The 21,250-nt window shown below is 60.6% G+C and carries 19 protein-coding genes and 2 tRNA genes; 10 read left to right on the top strand and 11 right to left on the bottom strand.

Features of this window, described 5'->3' with window-relative positions; all coding sequences use genetic code 11:
• From NW830_RS09965 to NW830_RS09955, 3 genes are all read right to left on the bottom strand, one after another.
• Nucleotides 1-140: hypothetical protein (locus NW830_RS09965; protein ID WP_414362078.1), on the bottom strand; the 140-nt coding region annotated here is incomplete at its 3' end.
• A 14-nt stretch (nt 141-154) separates the two neighbouring features.
• Nucleotides 155-1,051 (bottom strand): carbohydrate ABC transporter permease, encoded by an 897-nt coding sequence (locus NW830_RS09960; RefSeq protein ID WP_414362854.1) that lies wholly within the window; start codon nt 1,049-1,051, stop codon nt 155-157.
• A 217-nt stretch (nt 1,052-1,268) separates the two neighbouring features.
• A complete protein-coding gene (locus NW830_RS09955; protein ID WP_414362853.1) occupies nt 1,269-1,901 on the bottom strand; it encodes a biotin transporter BioY in 633 nt (210 codons plus the stop codon).
• Between the two features lie 63 nt (nt 1,902-1,964).
• Here NW830_RS09955 and hisN point away from each other — a divergent pair, with 63 nt between their 5' ends.
• A complete protein-coding gene (gene hisN / locus NW830_RS09950) occupies nt 1,965-2,759 on the top strand; it encodes a histidinol-phosphatase (protein ID WP_414362852.1) in 795 nt (264 codons plus the stop codon).
• Nucleotides 2,760-3,031: 272 nt separating this feature from the next.
• Here hisN and NW830_RS09945 read toward each other — a convergent pair.
• The 4 genes from NW830_RS09945 to NW830_RS09930 form a co-directional block, all read right to left on the bottom strand.
• Nucleotides 3,032-3,102: transfer RNA gene (locus NW830_RS09945), tRNA-Gly, on the bottom strand.
• A gap of 105 nt (nt 3,103-3,207) precedes the next feature.
• Nucleotides 3,208-3,642 (bottom strand): 2TM domain-containing protein, encoded by a 435-nt coding sequence (locus tag NW830_RS09940; RefSeq protein WP_414362851.1) that lies wholly within the window; start codon nt 3,640-3,642, stop codon nt 3,208-3,210.
• A 95-nt stretch (nt 3,643-3,737) separates the two neighbouring features.
• Nucleotides 3,738-4,298, bottom strand: a complete 561-nt coding sequence (locus NW830_RS09935; protein ID WP_414362850.1) for an SRPBCC family protein — start codon at nt 4,296-4,298, stop codon at nt 3,738-3,740.
• A gap of 95 nt (nt 4,299-4,393) precedes the next feature.
• Nucleotides 4,394-4,639, bottom strand: coding sequence for a hypothetical protein (locus NW830_RS09930; protein WP_414362848.1), 246 nt, complete (start codon nt 4,637-4,639; stop codon nt 4,394-4,396).
• Between the two features lie 334 nt (nt 4,640-4,973).
• Between NW830_RS09930 and lpxA the strand changes: the two genes are divergently transcribed.
• Together lpxA and lpxB are read left to right on the top strand one after the other, a co-directional pair.
• A complete protein-coding gene (lpxA, locus tag NW830_RS09925) occupies nt 4,974-5,906 on the top strand; it encodes an acyl-ACP--UDP-N-acetylglucosamine O-acyltransferase (RefSeq protein ID WP_414362847.1) in 933 nt (310 codons plus the stop codon).
• Nucleotides 5,903-7,093: a lipid-A-disaccharide synthase gene (lpxB, locus tag NW830_RS09920; RefSeq protein WP_414404684.1), complete on the top strand. Its 1,191-nt coding sequence runs from the start codon at nt 5,903-5,905 to the stop codon at nt 7,091-7,093. Before lpxA ends, lpxB begins: the two co-directional genes overlap by 4 nt.
• A 2-nt stretch (nt 7,094-7,095) precedes the next feature.
• On the opposite strand, the gene NW830_RS09915 is transcribed toward lpxB, so the two are convergent.
• Together NW830_RS09915 and NW830_RS09910 are read right to left on the bottom strand one after the other, a co-directional pair.
• On the bottom strand, nt 7,096-8,157 hold the full coding sequence (locus NW830_RS09915) for a DUF1611 domain-containing protein (protein ID WP_414362844.1): 1,062 nt from the start codon (nt 8,155-8,157) through the stop codon (nt 7,096-7,098).
• A 5-nt stretch (nt 8,158-8,162) separates the two neighbouring features.
• Nucleotides 8,163-9,215, bottom strand: coding sequence for a dipeptide epimerase (locus NW830_RS09910; protein WP_414362843.1), 1,053 nt, complete (start codon nt 9,213-9,215; stop codon nt 8,163-8,165).
• Nucleotides 9,216-9,393: 178 nt separating this feature from the next.
• Between NW830_RS09910 and NW830_RS09905 the strand changes: the two genes are divergently transcribed.
• The 5 genes from NW830_RS09905 (at nt 9,394) to NW830_RS09885 (ending at nt 16,822) form a co-directional block, all read left to right on the top strand.
• Complete coding sequence (locus tag NW830_RS09905) at nt 9,394-11,451, top strand: GspE/PulE family protein (protein ID WP_414362842.1); 2,058 nt, start codon at nt 9,394-9,396, stop codon at nt 11,449-11,451.
• Nucleotides 11,452-11,506: 55 nt separating this feature from the next.
• Nucleotides 11,507-12,649, top strand: a complete 1,143-nt coding sequence (locus tag NW830_RS09900) for a type IV pilus twitching motility protein PilT (RefSeq protein WP_414362840.1) — start codon at nt 11,507-11,509, stop codon at nt 12,647-12,649.
• A 234-nt stretch (nt 12,650-12,883) separates the two neighbouring features.
• The gene (locus NW830_RS09895; protein WP_414362838.1) at nt 12,884-14,110 is read left to right on the top strand and encodes a type II secretion system F family protein; all 1,227 of its coding nucleotides are present in this window, start codon (nt 12,884-12,886) and stop codon (nt 14,108-14,110) included.
• A gap of 50 nt (nt 14,111-14,160) precedes the next feature.
• Entirely contained in the window at nt 14,161-15,792 is a 1,632-nt protein-coding gene (locus NW830_RS09890; RefSeq protein WP_414362836.1) for an alpha-D-glucose phosphate-specific phosphoglucomutase, read from the top strand.
• Between the two features lie 118 nt (nt 15,793-15,910).
• Nucleotides 15,911-16,822, top strand: a complete 912-nt coding sequence (locus tag NW830_RS09885) for an alpha/beta fold hydrolase (RefSeq protein WP_414362834.1) — start codon at nt 15,911-15,913, stop codon at nt 16,820-16,822.
• Here the strand turns inward: NW830_RS09885 and NW830_RS09880 are convergent.
• Nucleotides 16,819-17,280, bottom strand: coding sequence for an HHL1-like protein (locus tag NW830_RS09880; RefSeq protein ID WP_414362832.1), 462 nt, complete (start codon nt 17,278-17,280; stop codon nt 16,819-16,821). The genes NW830_RS09885 and NW830_RS09880 overlap by 4 nt on opposite strands.
• Before the next feature lie 327 nt (nt 17,281-17,607).
• Between NW830_RS09880 and NW830_RS09875 the strand changes: the two genes are divergently transcribed.
• Nucleotides 17,608-17,681, top strand: a tRNA-Pro gene (locus NW830_RS09875).
• A 6-nt stretch (nt 17,682-17,687) separates the two neighbouring features.
• Here the strand turns inward: NW830_RS09875 and NW830_RS09870 are convergent.
• On the bottom strand, nt 17,688-20,135 hold the full coding sequence (locus tag NW830_RS09870) for a DUF3536 domain-containing protein (RefSeq protein ID WP_414362830.1): 2,448 nt from the start codon (nt 20,133-20,135) through the stop codon (nt 17,688-17,690).
• A gap of 311 nt (nt 20,136-20,446) precedes the next feature.
• On the opposite strand from NW830_RS09870, the gene rnc reads away from it, so the two are divergent.
• Complete coding sequence (gene rnc / locus NW830_RS09865) at nt 20,447-21,235, top strand: ribonuclease III (RefSeq protein ID WP_414362829.1); 789 nt, start codon at nt 20,447-20,449, stop codon at nt 21,233-21,235.
• The last annotated feature ends 15 nt before the right edge of the window (nt 21,236-21,250 follow it).

The following is a 21,250-nucleotide window of genomic DNA, read 5'->3' as shown; positions in this document are numbered from 1 at the left end:
AGCAGCGCCGGCCCCCCGCACGCCAAAAGGCGATCGGCAATCTCGGCAATTTCCAACTCAGGATCCACCTCCGCAGCAACACGGCGAAGCTGGCCACGGGACTCCAGCAGGGCAATGAAACGGCGCAGATCTCTAGGCATGAGTTGGGGGCAGTTTACTTGTCGCGGCTGAGGGCTAGGCCGCTCATGAAGGGCTTTTGCAGGGCAATAAACACCACCAGCGGTGGGATACTGGCGATGAGTGCCCCCAGCATCATGGGGCCATAGGAGGCGGAGCTATCCAGGTTCAGCAGGGATTGCAGCCCCACCTGCACTACCTGCCGCTCCCGGCCTTGCACGATCAGGCGGGGCCATAGGTACATATTCCAAGCGTAGACGAAGTGAATCACCGCCTGCGCCCCGATGGCATTCCAGCTCAGGGGGATCAGCACCTGGGTGAGAAATTGCAGCGGGTTTGCCCCGTCCAGTTGGGCAGCCTCCGCCAGCTCGCGTGGGATGTTGGAAAAATGCTGGCGGAACCAAAACGTGGACGTGGCGCTGGCCAAAAAGGGCACGATCAAGGCGTAGTAGGTGGATCCCCAGCCCAAGTTGGTGACCAGCCGCAGTAGGGCGATGATCAAGATCTCTGTGGGCATCATCAAGGTCATGAGCACAAAGCCGAAGGCCAGCCCCTTGCCCGGAAAGCGGAAGTAGACAAAGGCCAGCCCCGCTAACAGCGATAGAACCGTCTTGCCCAGCGTGATGGCCGTGGCCACGATGGCGCTGTTGACCATGTAGTGGCCCAAGTGGCGCGCCACCATCACCTGCTGCCAGTTAAAGGCAAACGAGGAGCCAAAGGTAAATTGATAGCGAAACACCTCGGCGTTGTTTTGGGTGCTCACGATCAGGGCGTACAACACCGGAAACCCCAACGCCAAACAGGCTAACCACAGGCCAAGGTGGACATACCAGCGCTCTGGGATCCAGCGCCGCCAGGACAAGGGAAAAGACTTCCGGCACCTGGTGCTGGGCTGGGCAGCTGGCGACCGCAGATCCTGTAACGGTTGAGCCATGACACATCCAGCCAGGGAACGCTGAGGGGCAGGGGGAGCTTTTGCCCTCTCCGTTAGGATAATTCGTTGAGGTTAACCCTAGGCTAAAACTGAGTTCCCAGCTTGGCGAGTGCTTTTACCGAAAAATGCGGCGCGAAGGCCGCTGGCTTTAGCTGTAGGGATGAAGTGCTGTCCTTTTTGTCTACAAGCATCATGCCGGTCAGAGAAGCTAAGCTCCTCAAAGCAGCAGCAAGCGCCGCAGGAACAGGGCTATGACGGCAACAAAGCTAACCACGATGAGCTGTCCTGGCAAGGTATAGCCAGAGTAGAGCCGAAGCAACCTCAGCAACTCTCCATCCCAGGGCTGGGTGGCCAAGAGATAGGTGATCCCGGTTAGGTGAACCAGGGTCAGGGCCACCAAACTGGCAGCGGCCAAATCCTGTAGACGCACTGGCCTCGGGATCCTAGACAGCACGTAAGGCTTGCACCGAGGGGGAAGGGAAGCAGGCAGCAGCTGGGGATCCCTTTGTCGAAAGGCCATTGTCCCGCAGGCCCAGGCCGCGGGCAGGAAGCCCAGCAGGTAGCCGAAGGCGGGCTGGTACAGGTATTGCCATCCGCCTCCCTGGGCAAACACCTGCAGCCCCGCCAACCCCAATCCCAGATAGACAATCTGGGCGCACACTGCCGCCACCGGCCCTGCCAGACAGGCCGTCAGCAGCATGCCGCCAATTTGCAGGGAAAAGCTATATCCTCCTACTCCTGGCCACTGAGGTGGCAAGCTCACCTGGGTTAGGGTGCCCAAAATGGTTAGGATCACCCCAATCGCCGTCCAAAGCCATTCCAGAGGGGTTAAAAGCCGGCCAGGGCGCATAGCCGAGGGAAAATCTTTCCTTATGCTAGGAGAGGACACAGCCTCGATGAGGTAGGCAAGAGGGTGGTTAAGCCAGAGTGGATTGCCTTAGCCCAAGCGCTAGCCGACGCGGCCGGAGCGGTGATTCGCCCTTTGTTTCGCGGGGAGTTGCAGGCCGAGTACAAAGAGGCCAGATCCCCTATCGTAACGATAGCCGACCGGGAGGCCGAACGGGCAATGCGGGCGCTGCTAGCCGCCCATGTGCCGGAGCACAACGTCCTCGGCGAGGAGTTTGGCTTCCACCAGACTGGCTCCCCCTACACCTGGGTTTTGGATCCCTTGGATGGCACCATCGCCTTTTCCACCGGCAAGCCCACCTTTGCCACCTTGATTGCCCTTTTGGAAGACGACCGCCCTGTTTTGGGCATCATCGATCAACCGGTGTTGCGTGAGCGCTGGATAGGGGTGCAGGGACAGCCAACCCGATGGATGACCCCCTCTACCCAACAGCTCACGCGCACCAAAGCCACCACTGACCTCAGCCGCGCCTACCTGAGCTGCACGACCCCCGATTTGTTCACCCAGCCTGACCAACAGCAGCGCTTTCAGCAGCTCAGTCGCTTGGTCCACATCACCTCCTACGGCGGCGACGGCTACCAGTACGGCCTCTTAGCCAGCGGCTACATCGATTTGGTCATGGAATGTGGCCTTGCCCTCTACGATTTTGCCGCCCTCGTGCCGGTGATCGAGGGATCCGGCGGTGTGATTACCGATTGGGGGGGGGATCCCTTAACTCGCACCTCCAAGGGAGAAGTGTTGGCGGCGGCTAACTCCAACTTACATCGCCAGGCCTTAGCGGCAATAAGCTCCAAGGGGTAGTTCCTAGCCTAGATTGGTTGCGAGCTTTGGAGAGCGATTGTTAGTTCATTGCCGGGTAAGGCTCTAGCCAAGTTCTCTGTCCGGCACCTCCCTCGACACCCAGTAGTGCCAGCTCAAAAGCAAAATCCCACAGGGAATGTATGTGGCTACTAACTTTTTCCACCCCTTAGACACTCTATTGGCAGCTTTCGACCCCAATTCAGAACCTAAATCTACCCCCAGCTAAGGTTTGAGGCTGAGAGTGCTCATCTAGAGCAGGTTTATTTTCTGGAAGCGGGCGGACGGAATCGAACCGACAACAGCAGTTTGGAAGACTGCGGTTTTACCATTAAACTACGCCCGCCCAGGTAGCTTATACTGCTAGCAAGCTATGCTAGCATCCCCTGGCGTCTTCCCTCAAGTCTTCCCTGCTTTGGCTTTAGGTCAGGATCCCGGTAGGGGAGAGGGTCTATGTTTTTCTCTGGCGTTTTCTCCGCCACTGCTGGAACTCTTTTTCGTAGCGTTCCCCCTCAGTCTGGTAGGTGTTCCAGCCCTTGAGGGCAACCGCCAGACCCCAGCCCATCAGGATAAACAGCGACCAAGACAGCCCTCCCCCAGAGAGCCAATCTAGGCTCACGAGGAAGCTGTTAACGATGGCATACCGCCCCAACAACTGGTAAAACTGCCGCTGGCGGTAGCGTTGAAACTCACGATGTTGGTTGGTCAGCTGTTGCCAGGCTCTCCATTCCCGCTCGGCCTCCTCCAGCTCTTGGGGGGAGATCCCCAGCTCGGCGGCCATTTCCTCCAGTTGGGAGCGGCTAAACTCCCCAAGGCGCCGCTGGCGAGCAATGGCCCGCTGGAGGATCTGCTGCACGTCCTCTTGGCTGTAGCGGGATCCCGACATTTGACTACAGGGAACTTGATGACTCTTAGTTTAAGGCAGCCCAACTTGGCGGCGCCGCAAGTTGCCTTTCCTTTCGAGCCCAACCAATGGCCAACCTAGGGAGAGGATCCCCCTAGGCTTAGGCAGCGCTCCCGAATGGCCTGGAGGTTGCAGGCCAGATCGCGGCAGATGCGCCGTTCTACTAGGCCGACCGGCATGCGGCGCGGTGGCTGTACCTGCAGATGATAGGTCAGCAGGGTTTGCTGGTCTAGCCAGTCGGCCAGCTCCCAAAACCCCTCGAAGATGAGAAAGTCCCCTTCTACTTCTTGAAAGCGCAGTTGGTGGGGAAATACTTCCTCAATAGCTAGCACCACCGCTGCAGAAAACCGGGCAAACAGAACTTGCTGGGATCCCACCTGACGCACCAGTTTGCGGCCATTCTGGCTGCCGAGGAGGCGACTTTCCACCAAGTTGGGGATAAACTCCGCCAGGTGGTCGTAGTCCGTTAAAACTTGCCAGACCTGTCGTCGCTCTACCGGGATCAGGATGCGGCCTTGCACTCGGCGGCGGCGCCCCCCCAGGTCCTCCACCTCCACCTGGATGTCTGAGGGCTCCATTCCACTGAGGAGGACAGGAAGGGGGTGACCTTGGGGATCCTGTTCAAAGCTGGAAAGCATGGCAAGAAGATAGCCGACAGACCAACTGAGGAGCTGCTAGGCTAGCCCCGCAACAGGCTGAGCTCCCCTGGAGCATTGTATAGGGGATAACGCTCCTAGGAGAAAAGAGCCCGAAACCAACTTAGGATGACCTGCCAAACTTGGTCGAGGAGGGCAAAGGGATCCCGCAGCTCCTGCAGCACCTGGCGCGGGCCAATCCTAAAGACCACGTACAGCACGGCCAGGAGAACTACGATCCCCGCCGCTGTCCAGATGGCCTCCCGAACCACCCGCACCCAGAAAACCAGCATAAAAATGGCGATGGCTACAGCAGCAACCAGCGGCAGTGTCTCCAGGACCATCGCACCCTCCCCCTGAGCTTAGGTTTTGGTCTCTAACAAAGAGCAAAGCCGCCCTTCCAAGAGTACAATCGAGCCATGCAGCACCTGCAAGCAGCCGGGATGATCTGGAGAGTGCACTGCTGCCATTGCCAACCCCACCGTGCTAGAGCTTGGAAGCAAGGATCGGCCGGGGGGGTGGCGGAACGGAGTCCTTGGCCAGAGGGCGGAGGAATTGCCGTGCACAGCGCAAGAAGGAGGCGGGGAGATGCCAAAAACAGGCGGTTGAGGGATCTTATCCCCCAGAGCAAGCTAGAGACAGCTGGGAGTGTCGCCACAGTTGCTGGCTAGAGTGAAGATGAGTGTGTTAGCTTCAGCAGGGTCCCCTCCCGACTTTGCAAGTGTGCCCCACCGCTCCCGTGAGCGGATTCACCCCACTGCCGTGATCCATCCAAAGGCTGAATTGCACGAGACAGTACAGGTTGGCCCCTATGCAGTTATTGGTGAACATGTGCGCATTGGTGCCAACACGGTGGTGGGGGCCCACGTGGTAATCGACGGCTGGACGGAGATTGGGGAGGACAACCAGATTTTTCCGGGAGCAGTGCTGGGCACAGAGCCCCAGGATCTGAAGTACAACGGCGCACCCTCGCAGGTGGTTATTGGTAAAGGCAATCGCATTCGTGAGTTTGTTACCATTAACCGGGCCACCAACGAGGGGGAGGCGACGGTAATTGGCAACTACAACTTGTTAATGGCCTACGTCCATGTCGCCCACAACTGCGTCATTGAAAACCAGGTAGTAATCACCAACGCTGTCTCCCTGGCTGGCCACATTTACATTGAGTCCCAGGCGCGCATTGGCGGCATGGTCGGGATCCACCAGTTTACCCGGGTGGGGCGCCTGGCGATGGTGGGGGCCATGAGCCGGGTGGATCGCGATGTTCCGCCCTACATGTTGGTGGAGGGGCATCCCGCCCGCATCCGTGGCCTCAACTTGGTGGGGTTGCGGCGGACAAAGGGAATGGAGGGATCCCTGCCAGCTTTGCGCCAGGCCTACCGGTTGCTCTACCGCTCTGGATTGCCCCTGGAAAAGGCGCTGCAAACGCTGCGGGAGAGCCTGCGAACCGAGGAGGGGCGGAGCATCTTCTCGCTGCAGGGAAAAGAACTGGTGGACGAGACGGGATCCCTGCTCCATCTGCTGCAATTTTTGGAAGATTCCCTTTCCCAACCCCAACGGCGCGGCCCTCTGCCGGCCTTGCGCCGCAGCAGAGAAGAGGACGACCTGTGAGCCATCTGTTTATCTGCACCGGAGAAGTCTCCGGGGATCTGCAGGCTGGCCATCTCATTCGCGAGCTGCTGCGCCAGCGTCCACACCTGCGCATCACGGCCGTTGGGGGAGAGGAAATGGCCGCTGCCGGAGCCCGGCTGCTGCACCGCACTACGGAGATTAGCTCCATCGGCATCCTGGAGGCCCTCCCCTTCGTCCTCCCTGCCCTGTGGACAGAGTGGAAGATCCGCCGCTTCCTGGCGCAGGACCCGCCGGATTTGGCCATCTTGGTGGACTACATCGGCGTCAACAGCCGCCTTGTCCCCCTGCTGCAGCGGTGGCGCATCCCTGCCGTTTACTACATTGCCCCCCAGGAATGGGTGTGGTCGCCCAACAGCCGCCTCACCTACCGCCTAGCTCAGCAGATGCGGCTAATGGTGGCTATTTTCCCAGAAGAAGCCCGCTACTACGCCGCAGCAGGCGCCCAGGTTTGCTATGTGGGCCACCCCCTACTGGATATTTTGGCGAGGGTACCCGGTCGCGCTCAGGCCAGGGCTGAGCTAGGGATCCCTGAGGAGGCAACGGTGGTGGCGCTGCTGCCCGCCTCCCGTCGCCAGGAGCTGCGCTCCGTTCTGCCCATCCTCCTCCAGGCAGCGCGGCTGTTGCGGGCTCGTCTGCCTCAGGTGCGGTTTTGGGCGCCGCTGGCCTCGCCCCGTTTTGCCGCCCCGATTGCTCGGGCTGCCCGCCGCTATGAACTGGACGATCTCACCCTTGTCTTGCCTCGCCCTTCCCCGCCAAAGGCGCATCACCTGCTGTTGGCCGCCGCTGACCTGGTGCTGGCCAAGTCGGGCACCGTCAACTTGGAAGCGGCCATTTTGGGGATCCCGCAGGTGGTGATCTACCGCCTCAACCCCATTACCTTTTGGCTAGCCCGCCATTGGCTAAAGGTCTCGGTGCCCTTTATGTCTCCCCCCAACTTGGTGCTGATGCGCCCCATTGTGCCGGAACTGCTGCAGGAGGAGGCCCAGCCGGAGCGGGTTGCCCAACTGGCCTTGGAGCTGCTGACTCAGCCGGAGCGCCGCACCCAACTGCAGGCCGACTATGCTGCTATGCGGGCAGCGCTGGGGGAGCCGGGAGTTTTGGCCCGCGCCGCCAAGGCCATCCTGGAAGTGCTCGACAGCGAAACTCGCCCTAAGGGAGATCCCTGAGGCTAGCCTGTCGAGAGAATGGCATCCAAGAGGGGATCCGCCCCAAAGCGCACCACGTCAGTACAGGGCCGGCCCGTCTCCGCTTCCACCTGGCGGATCTGGGCCAGGGCGGCTTCTTCCTCCCAGCCAAAGGTATTAAGGGCCACCCCCACCACTGGTACGGGGGCAAAGGCACCGGCAGCTCCGGCCACTTCTTCGTACAGCTCGATGACCTTGGGCAGGGGAGGGATGGGTACGTAGTCCATCCCTTTGATGTGGGTCTGGCCAGCCCGGTGTACCAAGATCAAGTGGGTGGGCTGGGATCCCCGCAACAGGGGCAGGGTTGCTGTAGAGGCGGGGTTGAGCAGGGATCCCTGGCCTTCAATGTGCAGAATGTCATGGTCAAGGCCGTGGCGTAGCACCAGTTGCTCCACGGCACCGCTGGCGTAGTCCACCCGCACCGCATCTAGGGGCACCCCATCGCCACTGATGAGGATCCCGGTCTGCCCGGTAGCGAGAAAGCGGGAGCGCAGGCCGCGCTTCAGGCTGGCCCGGTGCAGTTCCAGGCTGGTGGACATTTTGCCCACGCCCATATCCGTGCCCACCGTCAGCACCCGTCGACAGGGGAGGGAGCGGGCTAGGCCTTTCCCTACCCCAAGACCAGGAGGTTCGCGGCGAATGTCCCAGATCCAGGCTCCCGGCTGCAGCCACTGCCGCAATTGGGGATCCTCGGCCAGAGGCGTGTGGAGACCATTCACTAGAGATAGACCGGCCTGCAGGGCTTGGTAGAGCTCCTCCCGCCACTCCGGCGGCAACTGTCCACCAGAAGGGGCAATCCCAATCACCAGCACCTCGGGGTTGTACACCAGGGCCTCTTGCACCGAGGCTACGATGGGAATGTCCTTGGCAATGCCAGTCAGTTGCGCCAGGGATCCCCCTGCCTGCTCTCGGTCAATGACGGCTACCACCGGAAAGGGCCCGTAGCGCAGCAGCCCCAGCCCCGTTTTGCCGTGCTCCCCCACCAGGCCGCCGTGGAGCAGGATAGCTATGCGAGTGTGACTGGAGAGGGATCCCACTTCCTCCATGGTACCTACTCCCGCAACTCCACCCCCAGGCCCGGTCGGTCGGTGGGGATGAGACAGCCCTCCTGCAGCAGGGCTCCGGAAAAGGGATCGTCGACAAGATTGAGGTGGCTATCTAAGTCCACATAATCCGCCAGCGGTGCCAGGTGGGCCATTGCCGTGTTGCCCAGAGCGGTGTTGCTGTAGCAGCCTAGCATCACCTGGAGCCCATGGGATCTGGCGGTGTGGATCATGCGCCAGGCTTCGCTGAGGCCGCCGCACTTCATCAGCTTGATGTTAATGCCGTGCACGCGATCCGCCAGGGCAGGAATATCGCGGCTGTCGAAACAACTCTCATCCACAAAGATGGGCAGCTTCGACTCGTGCCACAGGGTGATCAGCTTTGCCTCCTGTCCCCTCTCCAGGGGCTGCTCCAGGTAGCTCACCCCCTGCCCTGCCAGCCAATTGCTCATGCTCAGGCTCTGCTCCAGCGTCCAAGCCCCATTGGCGTCCACCGTCAGCAGGGATCCCAGCGGGATCACCTCCTGTACAGCAATTAGCTGGTTTTGATCGGCCAGTAGGCCCAGTTCGCTGCCCAGCTTGATCTTAAAGGCCCGCGCCTGCTGGGTTTGTTCCATCCAGGCCAAAGCCCGCTGGCGCGCCTCCTGAGGGGTAGAAATGCCAATGGTTAGGGTTGTAGGGGGGATGCGGGAGCGATCCAGCCCCCACAGCTGCCACAAGGGCATCCCCAGCCGCTTGCCCATCCAGTCGTGTAGGGCCATGTCCACCGCCGCCCGTGCCGCTGAGGGGATCCCGGCCCGCAGCAGTTCTGCCTCAATGGCTTGTCGCTCCCAGGGGGAGTGGCGGCGTAGGAGCCCTTTGGCTACCTCCAAACCCATCAAGATATCCTCCAAAGATTGGTGGTAGTCCTCGCTCACTGAGAAGGGGCAAGCCTCTCCCCACCCCTCGATCCCTTCCTCCTCAATCCGCACCCAGGCCAAAGTGGCCTCTGTGTGAGTGCCGCGGCTGAGGGTGAGGGCATAGCGCTTGTGAACCGTGAAAGATTCAACGTAGAGCCGCATGGGCGATTTCCAAGAGATCAATTCTGAACACGTTGGGCCAACTCGGTCCCTTTGAGGTTTTCCCTGCCTCCCTAGTCAGGCTGTGGAGGGCAGGCGTAGCTCTGCGGGTCTTTACCGTTGTTCCTAGAGGTTAACTGCAGCCATTATCATATGAGCACAGCTTAGGTGGTCCGGTAGCATGAACGACCTTCCTCTTCCTCTAACCCGTCGCAGCGCCGCTAGTAAAGCCCTGGCTATTGCCAATACCAGCATCACCCCCTTTGGCCGCAAATTAAAGGAGCTGGGTTTTGCCGACGACAAGCAAATCCAGGACATTCAAAATGCCCTCAAAGCCAATCGCGAAGGCGGCAGCAAGGCCTTAGCATTGGCAGTCAAAAGTATTGTTGGCAGAGAGCTCCCTCCCGACCTGGCGCGGGTCTACAAGCGGCAGCAGCTCTTTGAGCTGAAAATTATCTACGGGATCCCCTCCCTCGACACCGATCTGGAACAGGTGGATCTCGCGGAGATGGGTGAGCTCATCGACTCGCTCTTGCCCCTTGATATTTGCAACCGCTACAAGTTCTTGCCCATCCGCCGCCAAGACAACCAAGTGCTGGTGGCAATGGTTAAGCCCGACAACCTGCAGGCTATAGACGACATCCAGCAGCGTTTCCGCGTCCGAGGACTGAAGCTGCAGCGGCGGGTTTTTACCCTACAGGACTTTGAGGTCCTCATCAACCGCTACATGGATACCCAAGCGGAGCTGCTGGCCCTCAAGGGGATCGCCGACGCGGCTGCTGCCCCAGAGGAAGAAGAAGAGGTGGTGGTCAATACCGCCGAGATCGACCTGGACAGCATCGAGGATGTGGCCGGGGATGAGGTCGGCGAGGCATCCCTGGAGCAGCAGCTCAAGTCGGCAGACGATGCCCCGATCATCAAACTCGCCAACCAGATCCTGGTCAAGGCCCTGCAGGACGGGGCGTCGGACATCCACATCGAGCCGCAGGAAGAATACCTGCGCATCCGCTTCCGCAAAGATGGGGTGCTGCGGCAGGCTTTTGAGAACTTTCCCAAAAAGATTGTCCCCGCCCTTACCGCCCGCTTCAAAATCATGTCCAACCTCAACATTGCTGAGCGGCGCTTGCCCCAGGACGGGCGGATTCGGCGGGTCTTTAAAGGGCGCAAGGTGGACTTTCGCGTTAGCACTCTGCCCTCCCGCTATGGGGAGAAGATCGTGCTGCGGATTCTGGACAACTCCGCCACCCAGCTCGGCCTGGACAAGCTGATCACCGACCCAGAAACCCTGGCTAGCTTCAAGGAGGTTGTCAGGCGACCCTTTGGTTTGATCTTAGTAACCGGGCCAACGGGATCGGGGAAAACCACTACCCTCTACTCGGCCCTGGCAGAGCTCAACGATCCCGGCATCAACATCAGCACCGCCGAGGATCCCATCGAATACTCCCTGCCTGGGATCACCCAGGTGCAGGTCCTCCGTGAGAAGGGCATGGACTTTGCCATGATCCTGCGCGCCTTTCTGCGGCAAGACCCGGATGTCATCCTGGTGGGGGAGACCCGCGACCACGAGACGGCCAAAACTGCCATCGAAGCCTCCCTTACCGGCCACCTGGTGCTGACCACCCTCCACACCAACGATGCTGCTGGCGCCATTGCCCGACTGACAGAGATGGGGATCGAGCCGTTCATGATCTCCAGCTCGCTGCTGGGGGTGCTGGCCCAGCGTCTGCTGCGGCGGGTCTGTACTGAGTGTCGGATCCCGTATCACCCCACCCCCGAGGAATTGGCCCGCTATGGCCTCAACCTCAGTGGCGACAGCGAGCAGGTGACCTTCTACAAAGCCAACAAGCTCTCCCCCAAAGAGGTGGAGCAGCGCAAGGCCACCGGCAAGCCTATTTGTGAGAAGTGTGGGGGGGTGGGCTACAAGGGACGCGTGGGAGTGTACGAGTTCATGCGCATGAACGATCGCCTGGCCGAGTTGATTAACAAAGGGGCCCCCACCGAGGTAATTAAGGAAGCAGCTGTCGAAAGCGGCATGAAGACGCTCCTGGCCTATAGTTTGATGCTGGTGAGGCAGGGCCTGACTACGTTGGAGGAGGTCGATCGGGTTATCCTCACCGACAAGGGCTTGGAAACTGAGCTGAAGGCTCGTGCCAAGGCCCTTAGCACCTGCCGCAACTGCGGCGCTGCCCTGCGGGTGGAGTGGATGGATTGTCCCTACTGCCTGACGCCGAAGTTTTAGTTTAGCCTTGCTTTAACAGAGCAAACCCACTCACACCATTGGAGAGGGAAGTCCTATGAAACAACTGATGATTGAAGACTTGATGGAAGAGATTGTCCGCAGGGGTGGTTCCGATATCCATATTTCCGCTGGCTTACCTCCCTATTTCCGCATCAATGGGGAACTCCAGCCAACAGAGTATGATCCCCTCACGCCTGAGGAGGTGCAGCGGCTCATTTTCAGCATGTTGAACAACACCCAGCGCAAACAACTGGAGCAAAATTGGGAGTTGGACTGCTCCTACGGCGTGCGCGGGATCGGGCGTTTCCGCGTCAACGTCTATCGCGAACGCGGCGCCTATGCCTGTGCCATGCGAGCTCTGGCCTCGGAAATCCCCAGCATCGAGAAGCTGGGGCTGCCGGAGATCTGCAAGGAAGTGGCGCGTCTGCCGCGGGGCCTGGTGCTGGTAACCGGCCCAACGGGATCCGGCAAATCCACCACTTTGGCCGCTATCATCGACTTCATTAACCGTGAGCGAGCCGAGCACATCCTTACCATTGAGGATCCCATCGAGTACATCTACACCCCCATCCGCAGCATCATCCACCAGCGGCAGTTGGGTGAGGACACCAAGAGCTTTGCCAACGCCCTGCGGGCAGCCATGCGGGAGGATCCGGATGTGATCTTGATTGGGGAGATGCGGGATCTGGAAACCATCCAGTTGGCCATTACCGCTGCCGAGACCGGCCACCTCTGCTTTGCCACGGTGCACACCAGCTCTGCCGCCCAGACGGTGGATCGCCTGGTGGACGTGTTCCCACCGGAGCAACAGCAGCAGATCCGCGTGCAGCTCTCCAACTCCCTCAAGGCTGTCTTCTCGCAAACTTTGGCCCGCCGCCTCAACCCCAAGCCAGGAGAGCCGGGTCGGGTGCTGGTGCAGGAGATCATGGTGGTTACCCCGGCCATCGCCAACCTCATTCGGGAGGGTAAAACCGCCCAGATCTACTCGGCTATCCAGACGGGCGGTAAGCAGGGCATGAAGACCCTGGAGCAGGATCTGGCCAACCTCTACCTGCAGGGCAAGATTGATTTCGAAACAGCTATGTCGAAGAGCTCTCGCCCCGAGGAACTGCAGCGGCTTTTGGGCAACGTCGTCGGGCCCTCACCAGCTGCGGCAGTTCAATCCCAGCGCCCTGCGGGAGCTGCCGTCCGCCGCTAAGGCTAGCTGCCAGCTTGGACTGCCAGAGGCGGGATAGCCACCCCCGCTGATTTACCCAGAGCTGAGGAGATCCCTCTCCCCTAGCTACGGGTTGAGGAGCCAGAGGGAGGCCCAGGTCCCACTGACTCCCTTGGGCAGAGTGGTTGTCCTTGTATAAGTTTTCTGGAGCGGCTAAGCTCTAGCTGAGGTTGGGGTTACCTAGCTTCGGTAGGGAGATCCAAGTAGGGGTAAGTTATGCCGCGCTACAAGGTTCGGGGGTTAAAGGCCGGTCAGCCGGTACGCCTGACGGTGAAGGCCAACAACTTGATGGAGGCCCGCGCACAGCTGCGCCGCGAGGGGATTTATGCCAAACCGGAAGACATTCAGGAGGAAAAGCCCTTTTTCTCCCTGGATACGTCTTTCGATTTCTCGATGCTGCAGTCCATCGACATCCGCGACAAGGCGGTCTTCTCCCGGCAATTTGCCGCTCTAATCAACGCCGGCGTATCGATGGTGCGCTCTCTCACCATCATGGAGGAGCAAACCGGCAACCCTAAGCTCAAGAAATATCTGCGGGCCATCCGTGCGGAGGTGGAAGCAGGGAAAAACCTGTCCGACTCCATCCGCCCTTATCCGGATGCTTTTGACAGCCTCTACTGCAGCATGGTGCAGGCAGGAGAGGTGGGTGGCGTACTCGACGAGGTGCTCAACCGCCTAGCCAAGCTGCTGGAGGACATGGATCGCCTGCAGAAGCAGATCAAGTCAGCCCTGACCTACCCGGTGGTGGTGACCATCCTGGCCGTCTTGATTTTCTTGGGCATGGTGCTGTTCATCTTGCCCACTTTTGAGAGCATCTACAACGACTTGGGGGGGGAGCTGCCTGCCTTTACCCAGTTTTTTATCAACATCAGCAAGTTTCTGCGCACTCCCCAATACAGCTTGGGCCTGGTGGGCTTTTTGGCGTTAGTCTTTTTTGCTTTCCAGCGCTTTTACCGCACTCCCGCTGGCAAGGAGACCATCGACGCGCTGGCCCTGAAACTGCCAATTTTTGGGGATCTGATCCAAAAGTCGGCGGTGGCTCGCTTCTGCCGCACCTTTGGCGCCCTCACCCGCTCTGGCGTGCCAGTGCTAACTGCCTTGGAAATTGTGCGGGATACGTCGGGCAACCAGGTGGTGGCCAATGCCATTGACGCTGCCCGCCAATCAATTTCAGAAGGGGGCCAGATTGCTCCCGCTCTGGATAAGGCGAAGGTGTTCCCCCTGATGGCCATTCAGATGATCAGCGTCGGGGAAGAGACAGGGGAGCTGGACGCAATGCTGATGAAGACAGCCGACTTCTACGAGCTGGAGGTGGAGGAGGCGGTGCGCGCCCTGACCAGCTTGCTGGAGCCTTTGATGATTGTAATCTTGGGGGGTATGGTAGGCTGCATCATTGTGGCCATGTACCTGCCCATGTTCAACGTCTTCGAGCTGGTGAAGTAGGGGGTTAAACTAACCCCTGCCAGCAAGGGGAGGGTTTCCCCAACTAGGCTATGAGCGTCCGCACCGTTGCCACCACTCCCTTTCCTGACCAAAGGCCCGGCACTTCCGGCCTGCGCAAGCCGGTTCAGGTGTTCCAGCAGCCCCATTACCTGGAGAACTTTGTCCAGTCCATCTTTGATGTCCTCGAGGGATCCGCCGGCCAAACCCTAGTGGTGGGGGGGGACGGGCGCTACTACAACCGGGAAGCCATCCAGATCCTGCTCAAAATGGCAGCAGCCAACGGCATCAGGCGGGTGCTGCTGGGCCAGGGCGGGATCCTCTCCACGCCGGCAGTCTCCCACCTTATCCGCAAATACGGGGCCTATGGCGGCATCATCCTCTCGGCCAGCCACAACCCCGGCGGCCCCCAGGGAGACTTTGGCATCAAGTACAACATCGGCAACGGCGGCCCTGCCCCGGAGAAGGTGACCGAGGCCATCTACGCCCGCACCCAGCAGATTCGGGAGTACCGCATCCTGGAAGCCCCAGATGTGGATCTAGACCGCTTGGGAGAGCAGCGGCTGGGATCCCTGACGCTTTCCGTCATCGACCCGGTGGCCGACTATCTGGCCCTGATGCAGCGCCTGTTTGATTTTGACGCCATCCGCGATTACCTGGCCTCTGGGATCCGCATCGCCTTCGACGCCATGCACGCCGTCACCGGCCCCTATGCCCGCACCATCCTGGAAGAGTGCCTGGGGGCAGCGCCGGGCAGCGTCCTCAACAGCCAGCCCCTGCCGGACTTTGGCGGCAGCCACCCCGATCCCAACTTGGTGCATGCCCGCGCCCTGGTGGAGCTGCTGTTTCGGGAGGACGGCCCGGATTTCGGCGCCGCCTCCGATGGCGATGGGGATCGCAATATGATCCTGGGCCACCAGTTCTACGTAACTCCCAGCGACAGTTTGGCCGTGCTGGCGGCTAACGCCCAGCGAGTGCCCGGCTACCGGGAGGGGCTAGCCGGGATCGCCCGCTCCATGCCCACCAGCCAGGCGGCAGACCGGGTGGCAGCCAAGCTGGGGATCCCCTGCTATGAGACTCCTACCGGCTGGAAATTTTTCGGCAACCTCCTGGATGCCGGCAAAGTGACCCTCTGCGGCGAGGAGAGCTTCGGCACCGGCTCCAACCATATCCGCGAAAAAGATGGCCTCTGGGCTGTCCTCTTTTGGCTGAACATCCTTGCTGTGCGACGGCAGTCGGTGCGGCAGATTGTGGAAGAGCACTGGCGCACCTACGGGCGTAACTTCTACTCCCGCCACGACTACGAGGGGCTGCCGGTGGAGGTGGCCGAGGAGCTGATGGAGCACTTGCGGCGCTCCGTGACAAGCTGGGTGGGGCAGCGCTTTGGCTCCCAGACGGTGGCCTATGCCGATGACTTCAGCTACACGGATCCGGTGGACGGCAGCACCAGCCACAACCAAGGGATCCGCATTGGCTTTGAGGATGGCTCCCGCATCGTCTACCGCCTCTCCGGCACCGGCACCCACGGGGCCACTCTGCGGGTGTACTTGGAGCGATTTGAGCCGGATCCCAGCCGGCATGGCCTGGATCCCCAGGTGGCCCTAGCCGAGCTAATCCAACTGGCGGATCACTTCGCCCAGATCCGCGCTCGCACCGGCCGGCAGCAGCCGGATGTGGTTACCTGAGAGTCTTGCCAAGAAGCCAGATCCCCTCGGAGAAAGGGAGTGGGGGCGATGGCCAGCAGAGAAGGGCACTCGAGAGTGGCGGTAGGATGAGGAGGTAGGAACCCACATTTTTCTGGCTGTGTTCACTGCTCCTCCTGCTAGTTTGGCAGCCGATCCCATTGCCCCTTTTGCTCCCCAAACCTGGAGCTGGCGGGGTCACGCCATTCGCTACGTCGTCCAGGGATCTGGCTCCCCACTGATTTTGGTGCATGGCTTTGGGGCCTCCATTGGCCACTGGCGGCACAACATCCCTGTGCTAGCGGCGGCGGGATACCGGGTCTATGCTTTGGATTTGCTGGGGTTTGGCGGCTCGGCCAAGCCAGCTCTTGCCTACAGCCTAGAACTGTGGGCCGAGCTGCTAGCAGATTTTTGGCAGCAGCACGTGCGGCAGCCGGCAGTGTTTATTGGCAATTCCATCGGCGCCCTGCTTAGCCTGCTCATGGCCGCCCAGCACCCGCAACTGACCGCAGGGGCAGTGCTGCTCAACTGTGCCGGCGGCCTCAACCATCGCTCCCACGAGCTCAGCCCGATGGCCCGCGTTTTCATGGCCACCTTCACTGCTCTGGTGGCCTCGCCAGTCACGGGGCCACTGCTGTTTAATTGGCTGCGGCAGCGGCAGCGGATCCGCGCCACCTTAGAACAGGTGTACTGCAACCCTGCGGCCATCACTGACGAGCTGGTGGAGATCCTCTACGCCCCTTCCTGTGACGTGGGAGCGCAGCAGGTGTTGGCGGCCATTCTCACCGCTCCCCCTGGCCCCACCCCCGAAGCGCTGCTGCCCCAGGTGCGCTGCCCGCTGCTGGTGATCTGGGGCGAACGGGATCCCTGGACCCCTATTGAACGGGGCCGCGGCTTTCAAAACCATGTGCAGGGGATCGACTACCAATTTTTCCCTCTTCCCGATACGGGCCATTGCCCCCACGACGAGCGCCCAGAGATTGTCAACCCCTTGATTTTGAGCTGGCTACCCAAAGCCTTTGCCACGGCTTAGCCTTTCTTGGAGGCTTGGGTAGTTCTTTTGCCCAGGCCCAGCCACTTGCGCACCCTGTCTATCCAGCTCTGAAGGGGCGAAGGCTGGGGCCGAACTGCCACCTGAATGGGCTCGTCTTGAAACTCTTTGTCCTTAAGGCGAAAGCCAAACTCCAGCTCGTCTTTGACTTTGCTAAGACGGGGAAAGAGGCGGACGGCTGCTTTTTTGAGCTCTTCCTCGTTTTGGAAGATGGCCTGGTGGATGGCGCTGGAGCGACTGACCGCTAGGGATCCCACCGGCAACCAAGGGTTGGGTTGCCCAGAGGGGACCTGGCGGCGCCGGGCGAAAATGGTAAACTCGGGCATTCCCTTGGCTTTCAGCTCGTCGTAGCGTTTAGCCGCCTCCTTGCGCTTAGCGGCTTTGGCTTTTGCTGCCTGTTTTTCGGGCTGCGAGGGGCTGAAACCCTTGGGGGGATGCATACCTCTCACTTACGGAAAGGTGGGCTCTTGCAGCTTAGCGCAAATTGGCTTAGCAAGGATCGCGCTTGGCCAGTGAGCTGGTGGGGGTACGGGGGTGGATGAGCCCTGCGCTGTCCCTGCAAGGTCAGGGTCGGGATACAGCCCTCCCCGCGCTACGAGGGTAATGGACAAAACGGCGTTGCCGAAAGGCGGCACCTCCCGTGTCTGTTTGGGGAGGGACTAGAGGATCCCGCAGAGGGTGGGGTAAGCCAGGAAGCTTGTCCTCTAGGCGTTGGCATGAGGCCTGGGAGGACGTTACTGTGCTAAAATTGGTGCGCCTTGGGATTGCGGGATGTAGCGCAGCTTGGTAGCGCACTTCGTTCGGGACGAAGGGGTCGCAGGTTCGAATCCTGTCATCCCGATGGGAGCTAGCCCTCAGCAGTTGCTGGAGGCAGTAGGTGCTGGAGACAGGCAGCAACATTGATGCGAAGTTGTTGCCCCAGCCGCAGCAAGCGGTGGAGGACTTCGCCAGGGATCCCAGGATCCCTGCAGAGCGCCTCTAATCGCTGCCGCTCTAGGCGCAGCAGGTAGAGCTCTTGGAGGCGATCCAGGCGGATAGGCAGGTTGAGATCGGCAGCTAGGCGCAGCCACTCTTCTAGGTTGTGGAGCTGTTCGCTGAGAGTTTCCAAGTCGGCTGCCTGGGCCAACTGCCACATCCCCCGCTGCAAGAGCCGATCCAAGACGCGGGCCGCCTCTTCCCGCCGCAACTGGCACCCCAACTGCTCCGCCTCGCGGGCAATGGCCCGCAACTCCAGCAGGTGATCCCGCTTGCCCTCTTCGATTTCCATCGCTCGCAAGCTGCTTAACAGGCGCTGGTTGAGGGTGATCTGCGCAGCAGCCAACAGCTCCTCTGGAATTGGCAGGCCATCGGCCCGAAAAGCCATCAAAACCCCGTAGTTTTCCAGGTAGGTTTGGCGGTAGAGCTGGGCTAGGCGATCCAGGGTATCCTGGGTTAACCAGCGCAGCATCTGCTGCCGATCTTCCTCCGTCAAAGCGTTGAGGTCGAAGGTTTCCGGGGCAAACAGCTCTTGCAGGGTTAGGACCAGCTGGATGCGGCTGTGGGCTCCAGACAGCAGGCGAGCTTTCAACTGCTCGTAGCTGCGCCGCCCTGTAAATGGCTTGACGCCACATTGAAAGTCCCAGCCGCCCAGGTGGAGGAGAGCGTAGATGAGGTCATGCTCCTCAAAGGTGGTGGGAAAAGAGAGCTTCGCCCGCCCAACCAGCAGTGTGGATCCCCCTATAGCTAGGCGCTCCTGATCCAGCGGCTCCAGCACATACCCGGAGGAGCGAGGCATGGTGTTGACCAGGGAAAGCATGGCGTGCTGAGCCACCAGCCGCTGCGGGCTAACTAGGCAGGGGCGCACCAGCGCCTGGTAAACCCCTCGGCCATCTTTGTAGAGCTCGAGGTTGCTGGGGGCTTTGCTCAAGCGGCGCAGAAATTCCTCCTCTAGATCCACGTCCGTCACTGCTGCTGCCAACTGAATGGCCCGCGCTGCATAGCGCAGGATTTGCACCCCCTCAGGGCGAGAGATCTCTTCAAAGAACCAGCCGCAACTGGTGAACATCAGTTGGCTGTAGCGCTGCATCTCCAACAGGCGCAGCACCTGCACCCGGTCTTCGGCACTGAGGCGGTGGCTCTGGTGCTCCTGCAAAAACGCCTCGCAGCGCTCCCGATCCAAGATCACCTCGATGTAGCGATCCCGGGCCAGCCAGGGATCCCGCAGGTAGGCCTTGGCCTCCGTCTCGTAGATCTCCGCCAACTGATCCCGCAGCCAGTTGAGAGCCTCCCGCAGTGGTTGCCGCCAGCGCTGGTGCCAGCCTGGAACTGCCCCACAGCCGCAGTCCCGCGACCACCGCCCCACCCCGTGGGCGCAGCTCCAGGCCGTAACTGGCTTGAGTTGCACCTCCCAGGTGGGGGGATGGTGGCTAAGGAAATGGCCGTAGTTGCCCACCTGCCAGCCCCGGCGGGGAAACTCCTCGCAGAAAGCATAGGCCAGGGTACGCTCGGTGCCGCGTTTGTGGTGGCCAAAGGTCTCGCCATCAGTGGCACAGTTAATGAACTGGACTTCTCGGCCAGGGCGAATGGCCAACTGGAGCCGCTCCGCCAGCGCCTGGGTGCTGTAGACAATATCGCCAAAGCCAAGATCCCGAGAGATGGGGCCGTCAAAGAAAAAAACATCTAGGTAGCCGCTGCGATCCGGGGTAAAGCAGCGGTAGGGCCGGCTGGGATCGATCTGGCCCTGGCTGACATCGATCCATTCCGTTTGCCCCAAAGGACGAATACACTGCGCCTGGCTGGGGGCGAGGATAACAAAGCGGATCCCGCAGTCGACCAGGGCTTTAACCGTTGCTGCATCGATGGCGGTTTCCGCCAGCCACATGCCTTCGGGGAAGCGGCCAAAGCGATGCTGGAAATCGGCAATCCCCCAGCGGATCTGGGTGTACTTGTCCCGCTCGTTGGCCAGGGGCAGGATGACGTGGTTGTAGACCTGGGCAATCGCATTGCCGTGTCCCTCCAGCCGCTCGGCGCTGACGCGGTCGGCAGCCAGGATGCGCTGGTAGACCTCAACGTCGTGCTCCTCCAGCCAGGAGAGGAGGGTGGGGCCGAAATTAAAACTCATGAACTCATAGTTATTGACAATGCGCACCACCTGCCCCTGCTCATCAAGAATGCGGGCAAAGGCGTTGGGCCGATAGCACTCCGCCAAAATGCGCTCGTTCCAGTCGTGGAAAGGGCTAGCGCTGGGCTGGCGCTCAATGCGGTTCAACCAGGGATCCTCGCGCGGTGGTTGGTAGAAATGGCCATGCAGCACCACGTAGGGAGCAGTGGCTGTACTCCGCGGGCCTGGCGACTCAGCCCCAGACCCAACTAAATCTCCTTGCCCGGACGGCGCCCCCGGCTGGGGGGAGTTTTTGGAGCCACTTGGCAGCATGAGACCTCACTCTTTGCCTGCCTTTAGAGCCGCTGCTAGAGGGGACAGGCCATATCCCCACGTTACCGCGATCGCCAGTGATGGCTGTTAATGTAGTTGGACAGAAACTTAAAAGGCAGCGCCTAGGAGGGTTAAGTCGCCTTCTCCCTTTTTGCCCTCCTGGGTCAAGGTGCTGCAAGTCGGGCTTGGGCTGTATGGTTGAACTCATCTCACCTCGTCGCCGCTCCTTGGAGCAGTTGCTAGCTCGCTTAGGGTTCAAAGATCCCACCTGGCTAGAGCAATTGCGCTGGGATTTGCTGGATCAGGCTTTGATTCATCCTTCCCGAGATGGCCAGTGCAACAACGACCGGCTGGAGTTTTTAGGGGATTCCGTCCTACGGGTTTTGGCCACCGAGTTCTTGTTCCAGTCCTATCCTCACCTGTCAGTAGGAGAACTCACCGCAATTCGCTCCGATCTCATCAGCGATGCTTACCTAGCGGAACTGGCGGATCTGCATGGCCTAGAGCGTTACCTCGAGCTGGGATCTAGCTGCCAAAACGACCTGGCTGGTCGGGCGCGCCGCTTGGCGGATGCTTTTGAGGCCCTGCTGGGATCCCTGTACCTCAGCTGGGGCATCCACACCCTGTCTCGGCTCCATCCCTGGCTGGATCCCTACTTTCGCCAACGGGTGGAGCAGTGGTTCCAGGATCCCACCCGGCGTAACCCCAAAGCTGCCCTGCAGGAGCTGACCCAACGCTGGTGGGGCATTTTGCCAGAGTATCGCCTGGTGGCTGCCCAGGAACACCCGCCCCGCTTCACCATGGAAGTCTGGGGCCGAGGCCAATGCTGGGGCCGCGGCGAGGGCCGCTCCAAGAAGGCGGCGGAAATGGCTGCTGCTGCCCAAGCTTACCACTACCTGCAGGGGCAGAAATGGGCGGCTAGGCCGGAGGAGATCCCCAAGGCTGCTAAAACAAGCGTAGAGCAAGACTCTAGTTCCCCCTAGGGGCTAGCTGGATAC

This window comes from Synechococcus sp. OH30, from assembly GCF_047462175.1.
Lineage (GTDB): Bacteria > Cyanobacteriota > Cyanobacteriia > Thermostichales > Thermostichaceae > Thermostichus.
The sequence above is the reverse complement of the archived record's forward strand: the minus strand, read 5'-3'. Positions and strand labels throughout refer to the sequence as shown.

What these genes read in the sequence shown, in the direction of transcription:
- NW830_RS09935 (WP_414362850.1), bottom strand. Translation starts at nt 4,298, where the DNA reads ATGCTTTCCAGCTTTGAACAGGATCCCCAAGGTCACCCCCTTCCTGTC.
- lpxA (WP_414362847.1), top strand. Translation starts at nt 4,974, where the DNA reads ATGAGTGTGTTAGCTTCAGCAGGGTCCCCTCCCGACTTTGCAAGTGTG.
- NW830_RS09880 (WP_414362832.1), bottom strand. Translation starts at nt 17,280, where the DNA reads ATGCATCCCCCCAAGGGTTTCAGCCCCTCGCAGCCCGAAAAACAGGCA.
- NW830_RS09960 (WP_414362854.1), bottom strand. Translation starts at nt 1,051, where the DNA reads ATGGCTCAACCGTTACAGGATCTGCGGTCGCCAGCTGCCCAGCCCAGC.
- NW830_RS09940 (WP_414362851.1), bottom strand. Translation starts at nt 3,642, where the DNA reads ATGTCGGGATCCCGCTACAGCCAAGAGGACGTGCAGCAGATCCTCCAG.
- NW830_RS09890 (WP_414362836.1), top strand. Translation starts at nt 14,161, where the DNA reads ATGAGCGTCCGCACCGTTGCCACCACTCCCTTTCCTGACCAAAGGCCC.
- NW830_RS09930 (WP_414362848.1), bottom strand. Translation starts at nt 4,639, where the DNA reads ATGGTCCTGGAGACACTGCCGCTGGTTGCTGCTGTAGCCATCGCCATT.
- NW830_RS09955 (WP_414362853.1), bottom strand. Translation starts at nt 1,901, where the DNA reads ATGCGCCCTGGCCGGCTTTTAACCCCTCTGGAATGGCTTTGGACGGCG.
- NW830_RS09895 (WP_414362838.1), top strand. Translation starts at nt 12,884, where the DNA reads ATGCCGCGCTACAAGGTTCGGGGGTTAAAGGCCGGTCAGCCGGTACGC.
- rnc (WP_414362829.1), top strand. Translation starts at nt 20,447, where the DNA reads ATGGTTGAACTCATCTCACCTCGTCGCCGCTCCTTGGAGCAGTTGCTA.
- NW830_RS09910 (WP_414362843.1), bottom strand. Translation starts at nt 9,215, where the DNA reads ATGCGGCTCTACGTTGAATCTTTCACGGTTCACAAGCGCTATGCCCTC.
- NW830_RS09905 (WP_414362842.1), top strand. Translation starts at nt 9,394, where the DNA reads ATGAACGACCTTCCTCTTCCTCTAACCCGTCGCAGCGCCGCTAGTAAA.
- NW830_RS09900 (WP_414362840.1), top strand. Translation starts at nt 11,507, where the DNA reads ATGAAACAACTGATGATTGAAGACTTGATGGAAGAGATTGTCCGCAGG.
- NW830_RS09915 (WP_414362844.1), bottom strand. Translation starts at nt 8,157, where the DNA reads ATGGAGGAAGTGGGATCCCTCTCCAGTCACACTCGCATAGCTATCCTG.